This window comes from Kribbella sp. NBC_01505 (assembly GCF_045040285.1).
In the GTDB taxonomy this organism is placed as follows: domain Bacteria; phylum Actinomycetota; class Actinomycetes; order Propionibacteriales; family Kribbellaceae; genus Kribbella.
This window is the reverse complement of sequence record NZ_CP109425.1, coordinates 3,783,486-3,805,706: the sequence shown is the minus strand read 5'-3', so window position 1 is coordinate 3,805,706 and position 22,221 is coordinate 3,783,486. Positions and strand designations below refer to the sequence as shown.

Annotated in this window: 23 protein-coding genes, 2 tRNA genes and 1 pseudogene; 15 read left to right on the top strand and 11 right to left on the bottom strand. The window is 67.1% G+C overall.

Translation table 11 applies throughout. The annotated features are described in order from the left end of the window. Nucleotides 1–70: 70 nt before the first annotated feature. The gene (locus OG474_RS18050) at nt 71–1,642 is read right to left on the bottom strand and encodes an LCP family protein (RefSeq protein WP_405063477.1); all 1,572 of its coding nucleotides are present in this window, start codon (nt 1,640–1,642) and stop codon (nt 71–73) included. 251 nt (nt 1,643–1,893) lie between these two features. On the opposite strand from OG474_RS18050, the gene OG474_RS18045 reads away from it, so the two are divergent. Further along, a tRNA-Ser gene (locus tag OG474_RS18045) sits at nt 1,894–1,982 on the top strand. 657 nt (nt 1,983–2,639) lie between these two features. Here the strand turns inward: OG474_RS18045 and OG474_RS18040 are convergent. From OG474_RS18040 to OG474_RS18020, 5 genes are all read right to left on the bottom strand, one after another. After that, nucleotides 2,640–3,524 (bottom strand): LLM class flavin-dependent oxidoreductase, encoded by an 885-nt coding sequence (locus OG474_RS18040; RefSeq protein ID WP_405063476.1) that lies wholly within the window; start codon nt 3,522–3,524, stop codon nt 2,640–2,642. A 229-nt stretch (nt 3,525–3,753) separates the two neighbouring features. Then, nucleotides 3,754–5,661 (bottom strand): phosphoenolpyruvate carboxykinase (GTP), encoded by a 1,908-nt coding sequence (locus OG474_RS18035; protein WP_405063475.1) that lies wholly within the window; start codon nt 5,659–5,661, stop codon nt 3,754–3,756. A gap of 327 nt (nt 5,662–5,988) precedes the next feature. After that, on the bottom strand, nt 5,989–7,185 hold the full coding sequence (locus OG474_RS18030; protein WP_405063474.1) for a hypothetical protein: 1,197 nt from the start codon (nt 7,183–7,185) through the stop codon (nt 5,989–5,991). Next, the gene (locus tag OG474_RS18025) at nt 7,182–7,763 is read right to left on the bottom strand and encodes a hypothetical protein (RefSeq protein WP_405063473.1); all 582 of its coding nucleotides are present in this window, start codon (nt 7,761–7,763) and stop codon (nt 7,182–7,184) included. The genes OG474_RS18030 and OG474_RS18025 overlap by 4 nt, the downstream gene beginning before the upstream one ends. Nucleotides 7,764–7,907: 144 nt before the next feature. Next, on the bottom strand, nt 7,908–8,462 hold the full coding sequence (locus OG474_RS18020; RefSeq protein ID WP_405063472.1) for a hypothetical protein: 555 nt from the start codon (nt 8,460–8,462) through the stop codon (nt 7,908–7,910). An 81-nt stretch (nt 8,463–8,543) separates the two neighbouring features. Between OG474_RS18020 and OG474_RS18015 the strand changes: the two genes are divergently transcribed. Further along, nucleotides 8,544–8,616 (top strand) — tRNA-Arg (locus OG474_RS18015). A gap of 356 nt (nt 8,617–8,972) precedes the next feature. Here the strand turns inward: OG474_RS18015 and OG474_RS18010 are convergent. Both OG474_RS18010 and OG474_RS18005 read right to left on the bottom strand, forming a co-directional pair. After that, the gene (locus OG474_RS18010; RefSeq protein ID WP_405063471.1) at nt 8,973–9,770 is read right to left on the bottom strand and encodes a bacteriocin fulvocin C-related protein; all 798 of its coding nucleotides are present in this window, start codon (nt 9,768–9,770) and stop codon (nt 8,973–8,975) included. Nucleotides 9,771–10,778: 1,008 nt separating this feature from the next. Further along, nucleotides 10,779–11,219: an SMI1/KNR4 family protein gene (locus tag OG474_RS18005; protein ID WP_405063470.1), complete on the bottom strand. Its 441-nt coding sequence runs from the start codon at nt 11,217–11,219 to the stop codon at nt 10,779–10,781. Between OG474_RS18005 and OG474_RS18000 the strand changes: the two genes are divergently transcribed. The 10 genes and pseudogenes from OG474_RS18000 to OG474_RS17955 all read left to right on the top strand — a co-directional run bounded on the left by OG474_RS18000 (nt 11,218) and on the right by OG474_RS17955 (nt 17,918). Beyond that, nucleotides 11,218–11,571 (top strand): hypothetical protein, encoded by a 354-nt coding sequence (locus OG474_RS18000; protein ID WP_405063469.1) that lies wholly within the window; start codon nt 11,218–11,220, stop codon nt 11,569–11,571. The two genes, OG474_RS18005 and OG474_RS18000, sit on opposite strands and share 2 nt — an antisense overlap. Nucleotides 11,572–11,708: 137 nt before the next feature. After that, complete coding sequence (locus tag OG474_RS17995) at nt 11,709–11,930, top strand: hypothetical protein (protein ID WP_405063468.1); 222 nt, start codon at nt 11,709–11,711, stop codon at nt 11,928–11,930. A 104-nt stretch (nt 11,931–12,034) separates the two neighbouring features. Beyond that, nucleotides 12,035–12,676 (top strand): PadR family transcriptional regulator, encoded by a 642-nt coding sequence (locus tag OG474_RS17990; RefSeq protein WP_405063467.1) that lies wholly within the window; start codon nt 12,035–12,037, stop codon nt 12,674–12,676. 106 nt (nt 12,677–12,782) lie between these two features. After that, on the top strand, nt 12,783–13,748 hold the full coding sequence (locus OG474_RS17985) for an ATP-binding cassette domain-containing protein (RefSeq protein ID WP_405063466.1): 966 nt from the start codon (nt 12,783–12,785) through the stop codon (nt 13,746–13,748). After that, nucleotides 13,745–14,590 carry an ABC transporter permease gene (locus OG474_RS17980; RefSeq protein ID WP_405063465.1) on the top strand — a complete coding sequence of 282 codons (846 nt, stop codon included), beginning with the start codon at nt 13,745–13,747 and terminating at the stop codon, nt 14,588–14,590. The genes OG474_RS17985 and OG474_RS17980 overlap by 4 nt, the downstream gene beginning before the upstream one ends. 19 nt (nt 14,591–14,609) lie before the next feature. Further along, nucleotides 14,610–15,116: a DoxX family protein gene (locus OG474_RS17975; protein WP_405063464.1), complete on the top strand. Its 507-nt coding sequence runs from the start codon at nt 14,610–14,612 to the stop codon at nt 15,114–15,116. A gap of 27 nt (nt 15,117–15,143) precedes the next feature. Beyond that, entirely contained in the window at nt 15,144–15,977 is an 834-nt protein-coding gene (locus OG474_RS17970; protein WP_405063463.1) for an alpha/beta fold hydrolase, read from the top strand. Nucleotides 15,978–16,074: 97 nt separating this feature from the next. Next, a pseudogene (locus tag OG474_RS17965) lies at nt 16,075–16,407 on the top strand (ATP-binding protein); the annotation flags it as partial. 152 nt (nt 16,408–16,559) lie between these two features. Further along, nucleotides 16,560–16,868, top strand: coding sequence for a hypothetical protein (locus OG474_RS17960; RefSeq protein ID WP_405063462.1), 309 nt, complete (start codon nt 16,560–16,562; stop codon nt 16,866–16,868). 87 nt (nt 16,869–16,955) lie between these two features. Next, on the top strand, nt 16,956–17,918 hold the full coding sequence (locus OG474_RS17955) for a TIGR02569 family protein (protein ID WP_405063461.1): 963 nt from the start codon (nt 16,956–16,958) through the stop codon (nt 17,916–17,918). Nucleotides 17,919–17,958: 40 nt separating this feature from the next. Here the strand turns inward: OG474_RS17955 and OG474_RS17950 are convergent, their stop codons facing one another. Continuing rightward, complete coding sequence (locus OG474_RS17950; protein WP_405063460.1) at nt 17,959–18,414, bottom strand: DUF6326 family protein; 456 nt, start codon at nt 18,412–18,414, stop codon at nt 17,959–17,961. A gap of 162 nt (nt 18,415–18,576) precedes the next feature. On the opposite strand from OG474_RS17950, the gene OG474_RS17945 reads away from it, so the two are divergent. Next, nucleotides 18,577–19,725, top strand: a complete 1,149-nt coding sequence (locus OG474_RS17945; RefSeq protein WP_405063459.1) for a sensor histidine kinase — start codon at nt 18,577–18,579, stop codon at nt 19,723–19,725. Then, nucleotides 19,722–20,378 carry a response regulator gene (locus tag OG474_RS17940; RefSeq protein WP_405063458.1) on the top strand — a complete coding sequence of 219 codons (657 nt, stop codon included), beginning with the start codon at nt 19,722–19,724 and terminating at the stop codon, nt 20,376–20,378. Before OG474_RS17945 ends, OG474_RS17940 begins: the two co-directional genes overlap by 4 nt. Here the strand turns inward: OG474_RS17940 and OG474_RS17935 are convergent. Together OG474_RS17935 and OG474_RS17930 are read right to left on the bottom strand one after the other, a co-directional pair. Beyond that, nucleotides 20,365–20,940: an HAAS signaling domain-containing protein gene (locus OG474_RS17935; protein ID WP_405063457.1), complete on the bottom strand. Its 576-nt coding sequence runs from the start codon at nt 20,938–20,940 to the stop codon at nt 20,365–20,367. The genes OG474_RS17940 and OG474_RS17935 overlap by 14 nt on opposite strands. A 117-nt stretch (nt 20,941–21,057) precedes the next feature. Next, the gene (locus OG474_RS17930; protein ID WP_405063456.1) at nt 21,058–21,687 is read right to left on the bottom strand and encodes an SMI1/KNR4 family protein; all 630 of its coding nucleotides are present in this window, start codon (nt 21,685–21,687) and stop codon (nt 21,058–21,060) included. 83 nt (nt 21,688–21,770) lie between these two features. On the opposite strand from OG474_RS17930, the gene OG474_RS17925 reads away from it, so the two are divergent. Beyond that, nucleotides 21,771–22,172 carry a hypothetical protein gene (locus OG474_RS17925; protein ID WP_405063455.1) on the top strand — a complete coding sequence of 134 codons (402 nt, stop codon included), beginning with the start codon at nt 21,771–21,773 and terminating at the stop codon, nt 22,170–22,172. The last annotated feature ends 49 nt before the right edge of the window (nt 22,173–22,221 follow it).

Genomic DNA, 22,221 nt, shown 5'->3' with positions numbered 1-22,221 from the left:
CCCCAGCCTCTTCGGTGGAGACCATTCTTCCCCGAAGAGGTGGGACCAGTCCCGAATTGACCAGTTCTTGTCAGTTCGTCCCGGTCTGGGTCGGGTCGTAGGCGCAGGCGTCGTTCAGGTCCTGGGCCGCGCCCGGGGTGGTGGTCGGCTTCACCGGCTTCTTCGTGCCGGTGGTCGCCTTCTTCGTCGGCGTCGTCGACGGGGTCGAGGCGATCGGCTTGGTCTTCGGGGCGATCGCCTTCTCGACGATCTCCTGCATGGCCGTGTAGTCCGGGTTCTTGCCGGTCGGGAAGTTCTTGCTCTTGTCCAGGTCCACGTTCGCGACCTTCGCCGACTTCACCTTCAGGCCGAGCTCGATGAACGCCGGCAGGATCTCCTGCGGGATGTCGGTACGCAGCAGGTCCTTGCTGGCCGAGGCGATCTGCTGGTACTTCGTCACCAGGGTGGCCGGGTTCACGCTGTTCACCAGCGCGTGGATCGTGCAGCGCTGGCGCTCCTGCCGCGACGGGTCGCTCAGGCCGTAGCGGCCGCGGGCGAACCAGAGGGCGTGGTAGCCGTCGAGCTTCTGGTTCGGGCCGGGCTGGATGTAGCCGGACGGCTTCTTCGCGCCCCGGGTGCCCGGTCCGGCGCCGTAGTCGCCGCCGATCGGCACCTTGTAGTTGACGTTCACGGTGATGCCACCGATCGCGTCGATGATCTTGCGGAAGCCGGCCAGGTTGATCTGCATGTAGTAGTCGATGTCGAGGCCGAGCGCCGATCCCGCGGCCAGCTTCACGACGTCCGCGCCCATGTTGTCGGTCGCGCCCAGTACGCCGGGGTGCTCCTTCGGGACGTTGTCGTACATCGAGTCCAGGTAGTACTCGGGCTGCTCGACGTTGCCGAGGCTCGGGTTCCAGAAGCCGTCGGGGTAGATCTTGTGCAGCGGCGAGCTCTCCGGGAACGGCATCCGCATCCAGTTCCGGCTGAGCGAGATCAGGGCCGTGTCACCGGTCTTGGTGTCGATGCTGGCCACCATCACCGTGTCGGTGCGGACACCGGTGCGGTCGGCGCCGTCGTCCGCGCCGAGGAGCAGCAGGTTGAGCCGCGGGGTCTTCGCCCACGGATCCGCCTTGTCCACCTTCGGGCGGGTCGCACTCTTCGAGTTGTCCTCGGACTGGAACACGCTGCCGACCAGGTCGCGCTGCGCCATCACCGTCTGCGCCGCCACCGTCGTCGGGACCGCGATCGAGAAACACAGCAGGCCGACGAACAATGAGCCCGCCAGCCGGCCGGTATACGTCATGGTGACCGGTCGCAGCAGCTTGTGCGAGGCGACGACGACCCAGATCCAGAGGACGCCGAGCACGACCACGGCCGCGGTCGCGATCAACAGCTGTCGCGGCGACACGAGCAGAGCGAGCACCGAGTCGCGCTGGGTGAGACCGACGTACGCGGCGACCAGCAGCAGCCCGCCGGTGATCGTCAGGACAAAAGCACCGAGCTTCGTCCGGCCGCCCATCACCAGCCCGGAGCCGGGGACCAGCGCGCTGAGCAGGGTGAGACCGATGGCCTTGGACGTCGTCCGGGCACGCGGCGTGCGGTGCTTGGACCGACTGGCCTTGGGCGCGGACCTCCGTCCGGCGGCGCGAGTACTCCGCGACATGGCTCCGTTTCCCTGATCGACGACGTGGTGGCACTCTGCGGGTCACCGAAGCGACCCACAGTACCTATGACGCCCACGCCCGCCGTTAGGTTGGCATGTGCTGGCGACCCCCGTCGGTGCACGCCAGGTTACACACGGGTCAGCCCACACTCCCAAACCGCCGCCCCGGACCCACTTTGCCGCCGAGCCCCGTCAACGGATAGTCTTGGTCGTCGTCGGCCCACCACCAGCTTTTCGGTGGGCACGTCGGAGGAGGCGTCGCCTAGTCCGGTCGATGGCGCCCGCCTGCTAAGCGGGTTGAGGGTAACCCCTCTCGCGAGTTCAAATCTCGCCGCCTCCGCGCCTGCAGCGCCCTTGTCCACGGAAAGCGTGGACGGGGGCGCTTCGGCCTTTTCTGGGGGCGAAGCCCCCAGGCCCCACCCGGCGGGCTTCGCCCCCGGACCCCCCGCCCAGTCGCGCCCCTCGCCCGCCGCAGCGCGACTGCGGGGCGCGGCTGCGGGGCGCGGGCGGGCGGGTGCCGCAGCCAGGCTCACCGCCGTCGCTCGGGTGCGGCCGGGGCCGCCCTCGCTCGCTAACGTCCGAAGAAACCGCAGGCGTGGTCTCCGGATCGTCGGACGTTAATTGCATGCACTGGCTAACGTCCGACGGAACCGCACACCCCGTCTCCGGATCGTCGGACGTTGCCTGCCTGCACTGGCTAACGTCCGACGGAACCGCACACGCTGTCTCCGGATCGTCGGACGTTAATTGCCTGCACTGGCTAACGTCCGACGGAACCGCACACCCCGTCTCCGGATCGTCGGACGTTGCCTGCCTGCACTGGCTAACGTCCGACGGAACCGCACACCCCGTCTCCGGATCGTCGGACGTTGCCCGCCTGCACTGGCTAACGTCCGACGGAACCGCACACGCTGTCTCCGGATTTTCGGACGTTCGCGCGGGGTCGGGACCTCGGGGGCGCTGGTACGGCGGTTGGGGCGCGGGTGGGGTTGGAGGTTTAGGGGGTTAGGAGGCGTTTGGCTTCGGCTAGGCGGTGGGTGGAGCGGGGGGTGGCTGGTTCGGTGGCGACTATTAGGTGGTCTACGCCTAGGTCGCGGTAGGCGGCGAGCATCTCGGTGAGGTCGGGGACGGTGCCTGTGAAGGCGTTGGGGTCGGCGTCGTCCACTGCGGGTTGGTCGGGGTCTCGGACGACTATGCCTACGGTGATGGCGACTGGCTTGCCTACCTCGGTGGTGGTGGCGCGGAACGTTGCGAGGCGCTCGTGGACCTTCTCGCCGGGAGCGCCGTACCAGGCGGTGTTCCAGGCGTCGGCCCACTCGGCGGTCAGGCGGAGCATCCGGGGGCGGCCGCCGGCGACCAGGATCGGGATCCGGCGCTCGGGGGCAGGGGTGAGGTTGGCGTCGACGGTCTTGTAGTAGGTCCCGTCGAAGGTGACCGTCTCGCCGCGCACCATCCGCGCCACGATCTCCAGCCACTCCGCGAACCGCGCGTACCGGTAGTTCGTCGGCAGCCCGAACGCCTCGTACTCCGGATCGTGCCAGCCCGCACCGACCCCGAGAATCAGCCGGCCCGCGGACACCTCGTCCAGCGTCGCCGCCATCTTCGCGGTCAGCCCCGGATCGCGGAACGACGAGCAGAGCACCATGTTCCCGAGCTCGACCCGCTCGGTCACCGCCGCGACCGCGCTCAGCAGCGTCCACGACTCGTGCATCCCGGCGACGGTCCCGTCCGGAGCCTTGTAGAAGAAGTGGTCCGCGAGCCACACCGAGTCCAGCCCGGACTCATCAGCGGCCTGCGCAACCGCCCGCACGTCACTCCAGCGCGGCATCTCCCCGGTCGGCCCGTCGGACCCACCCACTGGCAACATCACACCGATCTTCATGCCGCCAACCTACGCATCCGCGGCACCGCTGAGCGACTCATCTGCATAGGGAAGAACACGTAGAGGTCAGGTGCGAACAGCATCCGCACGCCGCTCCACGCCTGCGGCGACCCCTGGGCCTCCACCACTACGTGTCCGTCGCTACACACAGCGCGGCGCCCTGGTCATGGTGGGACCAGGGCGCCGCGTGCTTACCGCTGCCGGCTTCCGACTCGGCGGCGGAGACTGCTCAGCCCAGGCGGGCCTTCAGGTTGTCGAGCTCGACCTTCAGCTCAGCGGGGACGGTGTCGCCGAGCTTGGCGAACCACTCCTCGATCAGCGGGATCTCGGCCTTCCACTCCTCGGCGTTCACGTCCAGCGCGATCGCCAGCTCCTTCTCGCTGAGCTCCAGCCCGCTGACGTCCAGCCCATCGGCCGCCGGCACGTATCCGACCGGCGTCTCGACCGCGGCCGCCTGGCCCTCGATCCGCTCGATCATCCACTTGAGCACACGGCCGTTCTCACCGAATCCCGGCCAGACGAACTTGCCGTTCTCGTCCTTGCGGAACCAGTTCACGTAGAAGATCTTCGGCAGCTTGCTCGCGTCGTTCTCCTTGCCGACGGTCAGCCAGTGGTCGAAGTACTGGCCCGCGTCGTACCCGAGGAACGGCAGCATCGCCATCGGGTCCCGCCGTACGACACCGACCTGGCCGACGGCCGCGGCGGTGGTCTCCGAGGACAGCGTCGCCCCCATGAACACACCGTGCGCCCAGTCCCGCGACTCGGTCACGAGCGGCACCGTCGTGGCCCGGCGACCACCGAAGATGATGGCCGAGATCGGTACGCCGTTCGGGTCGTCGTACTCGTCCGCGAGGATCGGGCACTGCTCGATCGGGGTGCAGAACCGGCTGTTCGGGTGACTCGACAGCTCACTCGAGGCCGGCGTCCACTCGCGGCCCTTCCAGTCGGTCAGGTGGTCCGGCGGGGTCGGCGAGTAGCCCTCCCACCAGACGTCACCGTCGTCGGTCAGGGCGACGTTCGTGAAGACCGAGTTGCCCTTCTCGATCGTGCGCATCGCGTTCGGGTTCGTCTTCCAGCCGGTCCCCGGCGCCACCCCGAACAGACCGAACTCCGGGTTGACGGCGTACAGGCGGCCGTCCTTGCCGAACCGCATCCAGGCGATGTCGTCGCCGAGCGTCTCGACCTCCCAGCCCTCGAGCGTCGGGTCGAGCATCGCCAGGTTGGTCTTGCCGCACGCGCTCGGGAACGCGGCCGCGATGTAGTGGACCTTCTTCTCCGGCGAGATCAGCTTCAGGATCAGCATGTGCTCGGCCAGCCAGCCCTCGTCGCGCGCCATCGCGCTCGCGATCCGCAGCGAGTAGCACTTCTTGCCGAGCAGCGAGTTGCCGCCGTACCCGGAGCCGTAGGACCAGATCGTCCGCTCCTCGGGGAACTGCACGATGCACTTCTCGTCGTTGCACGGCCACGGCACGTCCTGCTGCCCCGGCGCGAGCGGTGCGCCGACCGAGTGCAGGCAGGGCACGTACTTCGCGTCGGTGCCCATCTTCGCCAGTACGTCGGAACCGGTGCGCGCCATGATCCGCATCGACCCGACCACGTAGGCCGAGTCGGTGATCTCGACACCGAACATCGGGGTCTCCGCGGTCAACGGGCCCATGCAGAACGGAACGACGTACATGGTCCGGCCGCGCATCGAACCGCGGTAGAGACCCGTCATCAGGGTCTTCATCTCGGCCGGGTCCATCCAGTTGTTGGTCGGACCGGCGTCCTTCTCGTCCACGGAGCAGATGAAGGTCCGCTGCTCGACGCGGGCGACGTCACTGGGGTCGGTGCGCACCCAGAACGAGTTCGGCTTCTTCGCCTCGTTGAGGCGGACCATGGTGCCGGCGTCGATGAGCCCCTGCGTCAGTACGCCGTACTCCTCGTCGGAGCCGGTCACCCAGTGGATGGCGTCCGGCTGCGTCAGCTCGGCGACCTCGGCCACCCATGCCAGCAGGCCCGCGTGCTGCGTCGGTGCGCCGGACAGGTCGTACGCCGCGGTGATCCTGGCGGCGGACACGGTCTCGGTCGGCGCAGTCTCAGACGGCGCAGTCTCGGTGAGGTCGGCGGTGTGGGTCGGGCTGGCGGTGGTCGTCATCGGCGGCTCATTCCCTCTCAGCTGTCGGCCCGGCGGCCGCTCCGGGTCCTCGACGCTGAGGCAACGGGTACGGCACCGGCCGCCGGGGTCTCCGGCGGTTCGATCCAGCGGACTGGCGGTGTGATGTGTCGCATACCAGTGATTGCAGTGGACGCATACCAGTGTGCAAGTGGTACTAACGGTACGCGACGACAATGCCCGCTGTGAACCCGTTGAACGTGAACCCGGTCACAAAGTTTTGCCGACAACCGCTTTCCGGTTGTGCTTGTGAAAAAGAGAACGGCCCGCGTCGGGACGCGGGCCGTTCGGTGAAGATCTTGCGGTGGATCAGCTGGTCTGCCGCCAGATGTCGTTCAGCACCCGCTGTACGTCGCCTTCCTCGCCCGGCCGACCAGTCACAGCCGCTCCGACCAGCCACCACTGTCCGCCACTCTGGAACGCCCGCGTCATCATCAGCGCGTACGGCTCGTCGTGGACGGTCAGCCAGGTCCGCTCGTCCTTGGCGACGGTCGGGGCCGGTGACTTGTAGACCTTCGTCCACTCCTGGTCGAACGCGGCCCGGTCCTTGAGGCAGTCCGCCAGGTCCGCGCAGGCGCTCAGCGCGATCCGCAGGTCCGGCGGAACCTTCCGGCCGGTCGACGACTCGTCGGTCTGGATCCGCCGGTAGGCAACCTTCGACGACTCCCCGAGGAGCGCCACCGCTGGGGGCCGCGGCCAGCCGAGCGCGAACGGCAGATCTGCATTCGTGATCACCTGCAGGTCAGCGCCTGCTTCGTACGTCGCTCCGAGCAGGCCTGGCTTGCCGTCCGGCCGCTTGTACGGCGCGGTCGTGATTTTCGGCAAGGCGGGCAGCAGGACTGTGGCGGGGAGCGGTGCCGGGCTGACCGCCGGGGGCGGTGGGGATGCGGCGGGCTCGTCTTTGACTGCGCTGCCTACTGCGGCACCGAGTGAATAGGTGATGGTGAAGGCTAAGAGGACTGCGAGCGCGGCGATGGCGTAGGCCCAGCCGCCTAGCTTCGTTTCTCTTTTGGGGCCGCCTCCTGTGCCTTGGGCGCTGGCAGGGCCCGCTTTGGGTTGCGTTGGATTATTTGGCTCGCCACTCGGTGTACTGCCGATGTAGGAGGGGAATTCGGGGGTGGTGGGTGGCACGACTGCGCCGTACTGGCTTAGTAGTGTGCGCACTGCCTGGAGGGACTCGTCGTCGTTCCCGATGACTCCGTCGAGCGGATCGATGACCCGCTCCGCACCGGACTGGCCCGGGACGAGCTGTGTGATCGCGTACGGGCGTGTGGCGTTGAAGTTCGCCGCCCACAGGGGCGTCTCTTGCTGGCCCGGCTCCAGCGCGGCGTCCCGGCCGGCCTGCACCAGGCGGTCTTGCACCACCTGCTCCCGCGCGCCTGCCTCGGTCAGCACGAGCGCGACCACCTCCATCCCGGTGGAGGACCGGCCGCGCCACACCTCCGCCAGCGGGTGCTCCAGCAGCAGCTGCTCGAACAGGTACCCGGCAATCTCCGGCGCGTTCACTTCGTCTCCCAGATCGCCCGGTCCGCCAAGACCGTCGCCGCCTGCTGCGCGGTCTCCTCCAGCACCGGGTTGGCCGTGTACTCCACCAGTACGACGACATCCGCGCGCTGCACGAGCACCCGGGTCGTGAACGACTCACCGGCCAGCCCGTTCGCCGTCCGATCGCCCTTGGTCGAATAAGGCCGCCCCGGAATCGCCTTCAACGGCGACCGCTCGAACGCCTTCCGCGCCATCGCCTCCGGCGTGTACGGCGCCTCACCGGCCGCCGCGAGTTTCCCGCCGTACGGGGTGATCGTCACCTTCACCGTCGCCGTCGAGAACGTCGAGGCCTGCCGCCGGCTCACCCCCGCCGAACACGTCACCGCATCCGTCCCCGCACGCACCAACCGCGCATTCGATGCCTTAGGCAACAGCGCCGACACGTCCCCGAGCCGCTCACAGACATCCGCGGCCAACCGCCTGGCCGGCACCACGTCCTCGTCCTGCACCGGCTTCCCCAGCGCAAACCCAACCCCGGCCCCGACCACCGCAGCCACCCCGGCCGCGATCGCCGTACCTCGAACCAACCGACTGCCCATACCCGCGACCCTAGCCAGCGCCGGGTCCTCCGAGCCGTAGCCAACGACACGTAGTACTCCCCGCGCCCCCACCCCCGCGAGCACACGCCGCGCCCAAACCACCCACGCGGCACCGACCTCTACGTGTCCTTACCGACCGCTCGATCAGTCGAGCAGCTTCTGCACCGACCCACCGGACTCGCTCAACTTCGTCCCGAGCCCCTTCAACGCATCCCCGACGGTCGCCAGGATCCCCGACAGATCCTGCAGGTTCCCGGCCAGGCTCTCGATCTCCGTCGCGACCCCGCCCACCTGCCCACTCCCGTCGTTCAGCTTCTTGGCCGCCGCATCCCCGATCCCCGGAATCTTGTCCAGCTCCCCAGCCAGCCCCGCCAACATCCCCGCCGCATCGTTCAACCGGTCCTTGGCCGCATGCATCGTCGTAGCACTCCCACTGAGCGCCTTCCGAGCCCCGCCCTCCCCGTCATCCCCCACCAAGGCCCCAGCAGCCTTCCCAGCCTGCTCCCCCGCCTCGGCCAACCCAGACCCGATGGTCTTCAGCAACTCAGGCAGCTTCCCGATGAAATCGAGAGCCCCATCAGGCAACCCCCGCACCAGATCCAGCACCTTCTGGAAGTCGTCCGAGTTCTCCATCACGAACCCGACCGCCTTCTTCACATCCCCCAGATCCCGCCCACCCAGCAAGTCCTCAATACCCATACAACGGACCCTAGAGCCCCCTCCCCACCCCCGATTAGCATCGACCCGCCACCTCCCTGTATCGTTACTCGACGTTGCCCGGCGCTCGTAGCTCAACGGATAGAGCATCTGACTACGGATCAGAAGGTTGGGGGTTCGAATCCCTCCGAGCGCGCAAACTTGAAGGCCCAGGATCAGTCCGCTGACCTGGGCTTTTGTGTTTCCCAGGAGCGTTCAGCCGATGTCCGGAGCGAGCCTTCCAGCCAGGTTGGCCACCTTTGGTCACAGCCCGCTGGGTGAACTTGATGGCGTGGAGCTTGGCGAGCGCGCCTTGGCTCCTTCTTCGAGGTCGTCGTCGCTCGCATGGACGTAGGTCTTCCTCGTCAAGGCGGCGGCGCAGTGACCAGCTCACTTGCCGCGAACAGATCGTCGGCCGACTCGGCGCTGACGTCGGTGATGCGGCACCGTTCGACCCCCTGCGTCCCCCGGAGGCGCTAGAGGTGACTCCGGGGGACGGGCTGGGTGGATGGTTCAGCGACAGGTTCCGTTGCACGGTTCGACCCAGACAGCGCCGCAGCCGCTCGGGCGGTAGTCACAGCCTTCGGGGTAACAGTGCAGGTTTCCGCACCATGCATCGTTGGTAGCGCAGGGGCAGGTGTCCGCGGTGCCGGTTGTCGCCTTCTGGGTCGGCCCGGCAGGGGCGGGGCCGAGCGTCGCGATCGCGGCGTACGCCTCCGGCTTGCCGAATGCTTCGATCGCCGCATCCTTCAGGGCGCGGAGTCTCGTCGTGTCGGCGGACCGCCCAGCCTGCTCCGGTTCCCAGATCTCGTGCCGGGCGACGAGGGCACGGGCTTCGTCGAGGACCTTGTGCTGCTCGGGAGTGAGGCTGGGCCGGGCGGCGCGGAACTGATCGAGATGGGCTGTCCACAGCCGGCTGCGCACCTCGGACGCGGAAGCGGTGAAGATCTCGCGACGGAAGGTCAGCGGATACTTCGCGAAGGTCTCGTAAGTATCGGGCAGGGCCGCCCGGTTTGCCGCGACCCAGTCCCGGGCCGATTGCTTCTCGATGTCGGCAAAGGCAGGCATCGTGCCGGTCAGGGCCATGCCTGCGATGACGCCGACCCCACCCGACAGCCGCAGGAAGTGCGCCCGGCTGAGCTGCGCCGTACCGGTCGGGGCGCCCGGTAGTTCATCGGCCCGGCCGTCAGCGCGGCGGCGAAGCCTCCCCAGTGCCTGGATGACCCGGGCGCTCGCGACCGGCCCGAGTCGACGGGCGAGTGGAACCGCGATCGCACGCCCGGTCCATGCCCGGACCCGATCGCCGTCCACCCGCAGCAGGGTCGGTGCCCACACCGGGTCAGGGCCCAACGCCCGAACCCGGAGGGTCTGTATGTCGGCGTCCCCCAGCGGTCTGATCTCCAGACCCGGCCCGCATGCTTCCGCAACCGCATCGGAGACGCTGGTGCACGTTCCGCACGATGCGTCGAACGCAAGAATCCACTGCTGAACCATGGACATCCTTTCGTATCAGCCAATCAAGCTGGAGAATCAGCGTGATCGATCACGCTACAAGGTCAGAAGGTCACACTTTGTGATCGAATGGCTGCTTCAGGTGCGGGGCATGAGGCGGGCACCATCCAGACCTGAGCCATGTCGGGCGGCGGGGCGAGCCGGACGTGCAGGGGTCAGACGGATCAGAAGGTTGAGGGGCGAATCGCTCCGAGCGCGCCACGTAGAGGCCCAGGATCAGCCCGCTGACCTGGGCTCTTGTGTGTCCGGAGCCAACAACGAAGAGGCTCGGTCAGTCAGCGGGACAAACGCTGGACTACGCGCACTTCGAAGAGCACGCGGCCGCCGACGCCTTCAATGCGCTCGAGTAGCAGGTCACGGCCTGAGCCATCACCGTCCGCCGCCGTGCTGATCCCTGAATCCGCACCAGTCCTGCCGACCTGTCAACACGAGCCCGGCACAACCTGCGGCGGAAATGGCGGGCTGGTTGATCTACTCGGCTTCGAGGCGTGCCTTCAGCCGAACCATGTTGAGCTGCATTTCCTGGCGTGACTGGGGTTTGACCAGGAGCGGCACGAGGATCTTGCCGATGCCAGGCCCCTCGAAGTCGAGGCTGATCGTGACGCGGCTACGACACCTGGGTTCACATCCCCGGAGCCCTCGACGACCGTGGCCGTCTAGTCCAGCGGCGTGGAGTGGTCGAAGCAGTCCCCGGTCTGTTCACCATCGGCCGTCCGTGGCAACACACCACAGGACAGCCCTCCTCGGCTTCGTCCAGTACGACGCCGCCTGGCCAGCCGCCCAGATCGCTGCCAACGCCTCATCCACCTAGCCGCAGATCGCCGTACCGCCCTCGACCCAGGATGATCGGTCTACCCACGCCCGTTCGCCGATCCAGCCCAGCTCGCCAGCCTGTCTGCCGGAATGAATTCTCTCCGCACTCCACAGGACCTCCAGCCCATACTCACCCTCAACACCATTCGTCTCGGCCAACAGCTCCCGCAGTTCATCAGGCAACGGCCGGCCGAGCGCCGCCGCGCAGGCCGAGATTGCCTCCTGCCCCGCAGGCGGTCGAAACGTCGCTTGACCCCACTGCGCAATGCGCTCCACAAACATGCAGACAATCATCGCGGAGAGACGCATCAAGAACGGAAACGCAGTCACCGAACCCGCGCACGACCCGTGCACAACCTGCGGTGGAACTGGGTGGGCCAACAGGTGCCCGGCAACGCCGCTGCGGCAGCCCGTCTTGGTGTAGAACCGTTGCATGACAAGGCGATCCGAGAACTATGGTGAGCCGCTTCAGTGGCCCGACCTCGTCGACATGGTGGAGCATCGGCTTGGGATGTTCGTGGGCCGAGCTACCTACGAGCGTGCCGTGTCGTTCGTGATCGGCTTCGATGCCGCGCAGGCTGTGCAGCTCGGCCCGCGCATCCAGGAGCGCGTAAGGGAGCGGCACAACTCAGGCTCACTTGCCTGGCCAGGCGTACTGCTCTCTGAGGCCATCGGTGATGAACGGTCGTCCGACCTGGGCCCGCTCTCCCAGGAGCAGGACGCACGCGCAATCGAGTTGCTCGCCAGCGAACTTCGCGCCGTGTTGATCGACCAGACCGCTGCCTGACTGCTATACGTCGCATGCCGGAATTGAGGGTGTGGCTTTGGAGGTCTCCACCAGCACCGTTTGTAGGTCAGTGCTGACACCACCCGGACCAGGAGGGCACCCTAGTGTTGGTGGGAGTTGACACCACCCTGGCGGGCATGCAAGCGGTGCTCGTAGAGCAGGCCAAGTGGCGGGAGCACCCCAACAGGGTCGCCCCCGAGCACGTCCGCGATCAGGCCGAACTGTGGGCGGGACAGGCACGCACCGAACTGGAGTGGGCGAAGAGCCTGAGCAAACGACTGTCTGAGGGCGCCTACACCATGGCCGATGATCCGGGCTCGTGGCGAACGGTCCCCGATCACCTCGAGAAGCGCTTCTAGACAAACTTGACTAGACGTTTCCTCCGTGTGTAATCTGGCCAAGTAGTCAAACTTGTCTAGCGCTCAACCAATCCGTTCGCAACACGGGAGAAGGAATCGAACCCATGGGAAAGCTCGCGATCGAGACGAGAGGGTTGAACGGAGGTGGGCGCACATCGGCGACGAAGCTCCTGGTGCTCGGTATCGTGCACCTCTCCGGCGGCGCGCATGGCTACCAGGTGCGGTCCGAACTGGAGAGCTGGGGTGCGGAGAGTTGGGCCAAGATCAAGCGCGGCTCGATTTATCACGCGCTGAAGAAGGCGGCGGCTGATGGCCTCCTCACCGAACACGCCGAGCCGGGCAACTCCGGGCCGGAGCGCGTTCTGTACCGCGCGACAGCTCGGGGCCGCGAGGAGATCGTCGAACTGGTCCGCGACGGTCTGCGGCGCACCCACGACCCGGACATGCTCAACGCGTCCATCGCCATGTTGCCCATGCTGACCAGGACAGATGCCATCGCGCAGGTCAACGAGCGGGTCGCGCGCCTGGAAGCGGAGCTCGTAGAGCAGGCCAAGTGGCGGGAGCACCCCAATCGGGACGCCCCCGAGCACGTCCGCGATCAGGCCGAACTATGGGCGGGACAGGCACGCACCGAACTGGAGTGGGCGAAGAGCCTGAGCGAGCGACTGTCTGAGGGCGCCTACGCCATGGCCGATGATCCGGGTTCGTGGCGAACGGTCCCCGATCCCCTCGAGATGCGCCTCTAATCAAACTTGACTAGACGTTTCTTTTTCCTCCTTTACTCTGGCCAGGTAGTCAAACTTGACTAGCTCAATCAATCCGTTCGCAACACCGAGAGAAGGAATCGAACCCATGGGAAAGTTCGCGATCGAGACGAGAGGGTTGAAGAAGAGCTTCGGCACGACCCACGCGGTCGCCGGTGTGGACCTGGCCGTGAGCGCCGGGGGCGTGTACGGCGTGCTCGGTCCGAACGGGGCGGGCAAGACCACCACAATCCGCATGCTGGCCACGCTCCTGCGCCCCGACGCCGGAGAGGCGCAAGTGCTCGGCTACGACGTCGTGCGTGACGCCCAGGCGGTGCGAAGCAGGGTGGGCCTCACCGGGCAGTTCGCGTCGGTCGACGAGGACCTCACCGGGGTGGAGAACCTGTTGCTGCTCGCCAGACTGCTCGGCTACTCACGCCGCCGAGGCAGGGAGCGGGCGGCCGACCTGCTCGACGCGTTCGGTCTTGCCGAGGCGGCCGACCGGCAGGTGAAGAAGTACTCCGGCGGGATGCGCCGGCGCATCGACATCGCGGCGAGCCTGGTCGTCACCCCCGAACTGATCTTCCTCGACGAGCCCACGACCGGGCTCGACCCGCGCAGCAGGAACCAGGTCTGGGAGATCGTCAGGGGCATGGTCGCCGAGGGCGCCACCGTGCTGCTGACCACGCAGTACCTCGACGAGGCCGACCAGTTGGCCGACCGGATAGCGGTGATCGACCACGGGAAGGTGATCGCCGAGGGCACGAGCGGCCAGCTCAAGGCATCGGTCGGTGCCGGCTCGCTGCACGTACGGCTACGTGCGCCCGAGCAGCGGGCCGAGGCAGAGCGGGTCCTCGCCGGCGTCCTCGAGGTGCCGGTTGAGCCGTCCGCTGACCCGGCCGCGCTGTCCGCGCGGATATCCGACCCCGAACGGGTCGCCCGTTCCCTGGCCGAGCTGTCCCGCAGCGGCATCGACGTCACCGAGTTCGCGCTCGGTCAGCCGAGCCTGGACGAGGTGTTCCTCACCCTGACCGGACACGCCGCCGAGGAGACACCCGAGGAGGATGCCGCATGACCGCCACGTCCGCGGAGCAGGGGTCGGCGCCGGTCACTGAGGACGCGCTGCGCAGCGTGCTGTTGGCCGGTGAGCGGCCGTCGCGCCCCGGCCCGGTGCGCACCTCGTTGACATTCGGCTGGCGCGCTCTGCTGAAGATCAAACACGTCCCGGAGCAGCTCGTCGACGTGACCATGTTCCCGATCATGTTCACACTGATGTTCACCTACCTGTTCGGTGGCGCGCTCGCCGGGTCGACTCAGGAGTACCTGCAGTTCCTGCTGCCCGGGATCCTGGTGCAGGCGAACGTCATGATCACCATGAACACCGGCATAACGCTGAACACCGACATCCAGAAGGGGGTGTTCGACAGGTTCAGGTCACTTCCGGTGTGGCGACCGTCGCCGCTGGTCGGCGCCCTGCTCGGCGATCTGGTGCGCTACTCGATCGGGTCGGCGGTCGTGATCACGCTCGGCCTGGTCCTAGGGTTCCGGCCGGAGGGTGGCGCCGTCGGGGTGGTGCTCTCGGTGGTGCTGCTGCTGGTGTTCTCGTTCTGCCTGTCGTGGCTGTGGACGATGCTCAGCCTGATCCTGCGCACGCCGAACTCGGTGGCGGGGGTCAGCATGATGGTGATGTTCCCGCTGACGTTCGTGAGCAACATCTTCGTGGACCCGAAGACGATGCCCGGGTGGATGCAGGCGGTCGTCGAGGTCAACCCGATCACCCACCTGGCGACCGTGGTACGCGGCCTGATGGACGGCTCGGTGCCCGCCGGGGAAATCGGCTGGGTGCTCGTCTCGTCCGTACTTCTCGTCGCCGTCTTCGGTCCCATCACCATGGTCCTCTACCGCAACAAGAAGTAGATCCCGCTACCGCGAGCACTTGGTCGGCATCAACTCCGACAACCCGGCCCACTCGGCCAACGCCATCACCGGTACCAGGCCCGGACACGACAAGGAGAGCCGCATGACCACCATCCCCAAGAACAACTCGGAAACCGTTGCGCACACGCCCGGGCGGGCGATCAGCATCGGGGTCTGGATTCTGCAAGTCGCGCTGGCGGCGATCATCGCCGGCGGCGGAATCTCGAAGCTCGCCGGCGACCCGGTCATGGTGGACATGTTCGCCGACATCGGGGCTGGCCAGTGGCTCCGGTACCTGGTCGGAGCGCTGGAGGTCGCGGGAGGGGTTGGACTTCTGATTCCGGCTCTGGCAGGCCTGGCCAGTCTGGGGTTGGCGGCATTGCTGACCGGTGCTGTCATCACCGATCAGTTCGTGCTCGAGCAGAGCCCTTGGCTGCCGCTCGCCCTTCTCGTCGTGGCGGCCGTGATCGCAAGGGCGCGGTGGGCGCGCACCGAGGCCGTCGTCGGCACGCTGCTCAGGCGCTGAGACAAACCTCTCGAACGGAGATGTGAGATGAACGAGATGGCCTTTCGCGTGACATCAAACGATGGCACCACCATCGCCTACGACCGGAAGGGAAGCGGTCCGGCCGTCATCCTGGTGGGCGGAGCACTCGACGAGGGGGTGGAGAACGCTCCCTTGGCGCCGGCTCTCGCCGAGCACTTCACGGTCTACAACTATGCCCGCCGGGGACGCGGCGCGAGCGGCTTCACCGAGCCGTATGCCGTGGAGAGGGAGATCGAGGACCTGGATGCGTTGATCGCGGAGGCGGGCGGCTCGGCACACCTGTTCGGGGCGTCCTCTGGTGGCGCGCTGGCGCTGGAAGCGGCCGCGGCCGGGTCAGCCATCGACACGATCGCCGTGTGGGAGGTGCCCTACGCGGTCGGGGACGACATCCGCCCGCGATTCGAGGAGTACGTCGCGGACACCCGACGCGCCTTCGACGCCGGGCGAGACGAGGAGGTTCTCGAACTGTTCATGCGCTTGAGCGGCGCCTCCGATGACAACATCGCGGCCAGGAAAGCGGCAGGCAAGCAGACGGCGCATTGGGCGCATTCGGTCGCCCTCGCGCCCACGCTGGTCCACGACAGCGTCTTCCTCAACCGCTACCAATTGCCGGCCGATCGACTGGCAACGGTCACCCAACCGGTCCTGGTCACCACCGGAGGACCGATCACGGTCCCCTATATGGCAGGCCTGCCCTCGGACTTCTTCGACCGCGCAGCCGACGAGCTTGCAGACCAATTACCCCACGCTCAACGGGAGACCCTCGAGGGGCAGGATCACGTCGTCGACCCACAGACCGTCGGCCCGCTGTTGCTACGGTTCTTCAGCAGCGAACACTGAGGGACCTGCGAGGTGTTGCGGGAAGACCGATTAGGCACCACGCAAGCAGATCTTCGTCGCGCCAGGGACACCGGGGCGGACAGATGGTGTCGAGGTTGCCAACGAGCTCGTCGAGGCCGCCGACGAGATGACGCTGGCGAAGACCATCGCCCGCTACGGCCGCGTCGACCTGCTGTGCATCGACGAACTCGGCTACATGCAACTCGATCGCCGCGGCGCGGAACTCCTCTTCCAGGTCCTCACCGAGCGTGAGAAGAAGGCCTCGGTCGCGATCGCGTCCAATGAGTCCTTCGGCGGCTGGACCAAGACCTTCACCGACCCCCGGCTATGCGCAGCCATCGTCGACCGACTCACCTTCGGCGGCACCATCCTCGAGACCGGCACCGACTCCTACCGTCTGGCCCAAGCCACAAGGCAGCGGACAACCTGACACCCGTCGGGCGCGGAAGCGGTGTCGACGCAAACCAACATCCGCGGCACCGACACGTGCCCGGCGGTGTCAGAACTCGCCAACAAGCGGTGTCGGACGAAACCCCCGCAGCCAAGGGTGGCGCAACCAGCTTCACGAAGGGGGTTCTGCGCATGTCTTCCGGACTCAGCAACGGCGCGTCAGGCGCGATCCGTCGTTTCGCCGGATGGGTCGCTCGCGGCTCGGTCGGTCACCCCCTGCTGGATGGGATCGACTACTGGAAAGAGCTGAAGGAATCGCCTTCCCAGATGGAAATCTGCTTCGCCATCTTCTCCAACGTCCTTGAACTGGACGACCAGGGAGAGCCCATCAACGAGAAGTACGCCGAGCGGCGCGCCGCCACATGGCTCTACAGCTACTGCACGGGAGAGCTCCCGCCCGGCGAAGAGGACCTCGAACCCTGGGAGTGCGAACTCCACTAGCCCAGCGGCCCAATACCTTCCCGACGACCCTCAGCCGGGGCACACCCTGGTAGGCAATCGACGATCGCATATGTCGCGGCGGACCTTGTGGACGAACATCGCATCATCCGCGAACTCGGCGACACGCAGGCACACCTCACTGTCACCCGTGCCAGCCCTGACCTCGCCGGCTGTGGAAAATGCATGGCGGAGGTCCGCCTGTTACCTCAGGATCTGATGGTGGACACACCATCGACGCATCGGCCGTCAGCGTCAGTCATCGACGCGTTCGCGGTCACTGACGAACCGGTCCTTCTCAGTGGCGGCCGAGGCGGCACTTGGCAAGCGGGCGACGTGATCCTCAAACCAGTCGACTATGCGCCGGAGACCATCTGGCGATCCGAGGTCCTCGAGACCCTGCCCGCTTCTGAGTACTTCCGTGTAGCCCGCCCGATTCGCGCCGCCGACGGTATGTGGATCGCCGAAGGGTGGGAAGCCAGTCAGGTCGTGGGCGGAGCCACAGACGTCAGCCGGCAAGACGAAGTACTCCGGGCAGGCACCGAATTCCACCGGGCCATCGCAGCCGTCGAACGCCCGGCCTTCCTGGACATTCGCCAGGACCCCTGGTCTACGGGGGACCGCGTCGCCTGGGAAGAGGCTCCGTTTTCGTTCGGCCCCGCCGCCGACCCGCTGATCCAGCCGCTCATCAACACCCGGCGCCCGGTCGACCTCGCCTCGCAGGCAGTCCACGGCGACCTTCCCGGAAATGTCCTCTTCGCCGATGGCCTGCCGCCGGCCATCATCGACTGGCCCGTTTACTGGCGTCCTCCGACCTGGGCCCTGGCGGTAGCTGTCGTCGATGCCCTTTGCTGGTACGACGCCACGCCCGACCTCGCAGACCGCTGGAGCCACCTACCAGCCTGGGGGCAGATGCTGGTCCGCGCTCTGGTGTACCGAATCGCTACTGATGAGGCGGTCGGTGGTCCAACATGCTGGACCACCGACCGCCTCAACGCTTATCAGCCGGCAGTCGACCTCGCGGTCAGGATTGCCGGGGGTGACGACCGATGACCTCCCTCCTGTCATCATCGGGCGTCACCCCCGGAGGTGCTCAGAGCTGGGCGCGAACGGTTTCGCGGTCCGGGCTGGTCGCCAGTACGGCGCGCGGCCAGGTCACGGCGTACCGCAGGATGACGGCGAGCAGGGCCAGCTCCAGTACGACGCCGAGGCCGTAGAAGAACAGCCAGGTCGCGCCCGCCAGGTTGAATACCGTGATGGGGACGTAGAGCGCGACCACGATGAAGTTCGCGATGCGGTTCGCCCGGGCGGGCAGCGTCATTGACAGCACGATCATGAAGATCGGAATGGCCATCATGGTCAGCGCCGAGGTCGAGAAGGTCTGGGAGAGGTCGAACTTGAAGACCTTGCCGTCGAGGATGTCTTGGATGGCGCCGGGCGTGAAGAAGTTGAGAATGTCCACGTAGGCGTAGAGGAACATGAAGCTTGTCCACGCCGCGGCGAGCTTGGCTCTCACCGAGATCGGCTGGTCTTGCAGTGTTGTGCTCATCCTGGGCTCCGGTGTGTGGTGAGGATCGGTAGGTCCACGATCGCTGGGCTCCTGCGGCCGGCACATCGGCCCGGAGGCCGGAGGTCGACTGGCCGATGGCACGGTCTGTCTCTAGTTCTTTCGGTTGGTACGCCGAGGGGCACCGACCCCTAGGCTGGAGGCGTGGACACTGTCCGGCGCTCCATCTGGCACGAGTCGCGGCCTGCTGACGCCGCACCCATTGGTCGTTTCGACTGGGTGCTGGCGGGCGTGTTCGCGGCCGCTGCCTTGGTCGAGGGCATCGTTCGGCCGGGCTTGGCCTGGCGACCGCTTGTGACGGTGCTCGCCCTGGCGCTGATCCCTGCCCTGCTCTGGCGCCGGGACCGCCCCCTGATCGCCGTACTGATCGGGTGGAGCGTCGCCGGGCTGCTCTCGATCTTCCAGCTGACCGTGCATGCCGGGGACCTCGGCCTCTACTCGATGATGGCCGACCTGATCCTGCTCTACTCCCTGGTGCGGTGGGGCTCGGGACGAGAGATGGTTCTGGGTACGGCGTTCGTGGCAGTCGTCGTCGCGCTGGGGATGATCGCCTCCTCCGCGGGTCGGGCCGACGTTTTTGGCGGGAGCGTCCTCTTACTGTTGTTCGTCGCCCTCGCCGCGGTGTTCCGGTACCGCGCGGACCTCTGGCATCGCCAACAGCGCGAGATCCGCAATCAGGAGCGGGTGTCGCTGGCTCGCGAACTGCACGACACCGTGGCCCACCACGTCTCGGCCATCGCGGTGCAGGCGCAGGCCGGTGGCGTGGTCGCGGGAATGCAGCCTGAGAAGGCTGCCGAGGTCCTGGCCGCGATCGAAACTGAAGCGTCCCGAACCCTGGCGGAGATGAGATCCATGGTTCGAGTACTGCGTGACGAGGAGGACGAGGAAGCCGTCGCCTACGCACCACAGCCGGGTGTCGCGGACCTGCCTGCGCTGGCGCGCGCCGACGCGGCCCCTACCGTCGAGGTCTCGCTGGACGGTTCGTTGACCCGGCTGGCACGACCCGTGGACGCCGCGCTCTACCGGCTCGCGCAGGAGTCGCTGACCAACGCCGTACGGCATGCCCGGAGCGCGACCCGCGTCAGGATCGTCGTACGACGGGAGGGCGACGCCGTCAGGCTGCGTGTCAGCGACGACGGGCAGTCCGAGCCGGGAGCAGCTCCGGAGCCTGGGTTCGGCCTGCGGGGTATGGCGGAACGCGCCCAGCTCCTCGGCGGATCGCTCTCCGCAGGGCCGGGGACTGAGGGTGGCTGGGTCGTCGAGGCCGTACTTCCGGTGGAGGCGCGGGCATGAGCATCCGTGTCGTCGTGGCCGACGACCAGGACCTGGTCCGGACCGGGCTCGTCATGATCCTCGGCGCGCAACCCGACATCGAGGTCGTGGGGGAGGCCGCAGACGGGCTCGACGCGCTCGAGCTGGCGACCCGGCTGCGTCCCGATGTCCTCCTCGTCGACATCCGGATGCCCGGGCTCGACGGCATCGAAGTGACCCGGCGCCTGGCCGGGGAGGGCGTTGCCGATCCGATGGCCGTCGTCGTGATCACCACCTTCGACCTCGATGAGTACGTCCTCGGCGCCCTCCGCGCCGGCGCCCGAGGCTTCCTGCTCAAAGATGCCGGGCCGGCACTACTCGTGCAGGCCATCCACGCGGCGGCCAACGGGGACGCGCTGATCGCCCCCAACGTCACCCGCCGGCTGCTGGCGACCTTCGCCGACCAGGCGCCCGTCGTACCGGTCCAGCCCATCTACCCGCTCACCGAACGCGAGGAAGAGGTGCTCGCGCTGGTGGCCCGCGGCCGCACCAACGCCGAGATCGCCACCGAGCTCTTCGTCGGCCTGAGCACGGCCAAGACCCACGTAGCCTCGCTGATGACCAAACTCGGCGCCCGCAACCGCGTCGAGATCGCGATGTGGGCCTACGACACCAAACGCGTCAGAGCCGATTAGCGGTTGGCTGAGGATTTGGCGCCGATGAGCGGGTCCGGGTGGCGGAGCGCCCGGGGCGGCCGTTCTTGAGCAAGGGGATGAGCGGTACGACGGTGGCCACGCTCGCGATCACGAGCGTCAGCCCGAGCGGGAGGCCCAAGGTGTAGTCGCAGATCATCGCGACGACGTACCCGATCGGCCAGCCCATTGTCGCGAGTAGCTTCTCGACACGAGTCCAGCGGTCAGAGGTCCACAGCAGCCAGACACCGGCCAGCCAGCCGATCACCAAGAAAAACGGCCCGACGAGCAGCAGCGCCACCGCAGCGAACTCCCGGAGCCGAAAGCGCGGCGGAACCTCGACCTGAACCAGGCCCTCGGTCGCTGCGGCGACGATGTCCTGAGGATCACCAAGTCGCTGCAACACTCCGCGCACGTCGTCCTCCGAGGTCGCCCCTTCGGCGCGCGCCTCTGCGATATGCGTCGTCATGTCGCCGATAAGCTCCGTACGACGCCCCGCAGGCAACACCGCCGCAGCCGTGGCTAGCTCCTTCAGGTACGCCTCGACCAGCCCGTCAGCGCTCATTTCGTCTCCCCGTGTCTCCGTCCCACATGAGGACCTGTTGACTACCTTGCAACACAAGGTATCTGTCAGTGCATAAGAGCGCAACCTGCCCGCACGACGCCAACGGGCGGCGATCGATCAGGTTCGCTGGATGTCGGGCTGCCAGCGGAGACGCCCGTTCTGGACCGTCGGGCTCCAGGTCGCCGTCACACGAACGCCCCGTTCCGCCTCCCGATTCGCGAAGTCCCTCAACGCGGGGCGGCCATCGGTCAACGCTTCAGCAACATCGGCCAGCATCGCGGCCACACTCGACCACCGCGGCGAGGCGCAGCCGTCCTCGGACTCGAACTGGCCGACACAACCGAAGAGTTCGCCTGGCCGCAGATCGACGAAGAGCCAGACGTCAGTACCGGAGTCGGCGATCGGCAGGAACTCGTCGAGCCATTCTCTGGACGACGACCCTGCCGGCAGGTCGCTCCCTGGCTTCGGCCAGTCGGCATAGCTCCGGCGAAGTTGATCTCGGCTGGAGAGCATCCCCTGAAAGGGGATCGGATTATGCAGTACCGGGATGAGGTTCCCGAACGTTCCCAGCTCCGCGAAGCCGTTGCTGATCTCCAGCCACGCAACCAAATCACCAGGCAGCAACCGCTCAGCCGCCTCCCGTACGGCGGACTCCGAGGCCGGCTCCAACTTCTCGAACGCACCGGGCAAGCAAGCCTCAAGCCAACCCAAAATCGCGGCCCACGATTCGGCTACTGGTCGATCCATAACCGCGAGCCTACGCAACCATGTGAGGCTCGCGTTCTGTAAATCGCTCGTGGTGTGGGCGCTTCCCTTGGGACCATGCGTCCATGGATGGAGGTGAGGCGTCGATGCATCTTGAGGCCACTACTGACAGCCGCTGGGCTGTGGCGTTGGAGTTGCTCGAATCCGGCCAGACGTGGATCGGCCTTGCCGACCTCGTCCTGTCCTGCGATCCGGCGACGGATCGAGTCCGCCGCAGGCTTCACGTCGAGTTCCCTTGCCCGGTCGATCCTGTCTATGCCGGTAGCCCGCCATCAGCCCGCCTCGGTGACCTCGCCAACGCAGCCTTGAACCGAGCGCGTGAACTCATCGGCACGACCTGCGACACCGACCCACGCTTTCGCACCCTCGTGGCCGAATCGGACGTTCTCTACGAGTTCGCCTACGGGCAGCGAGGCCTCCTGGTCGCGACAGGCAGGCCGTCAGGGGCTTTGACTTGGAGACAGTAAGGCCCCAGCCGGGCCGGCGTTGCCAGTAGCGTTCGGGGAACCCGGAGGA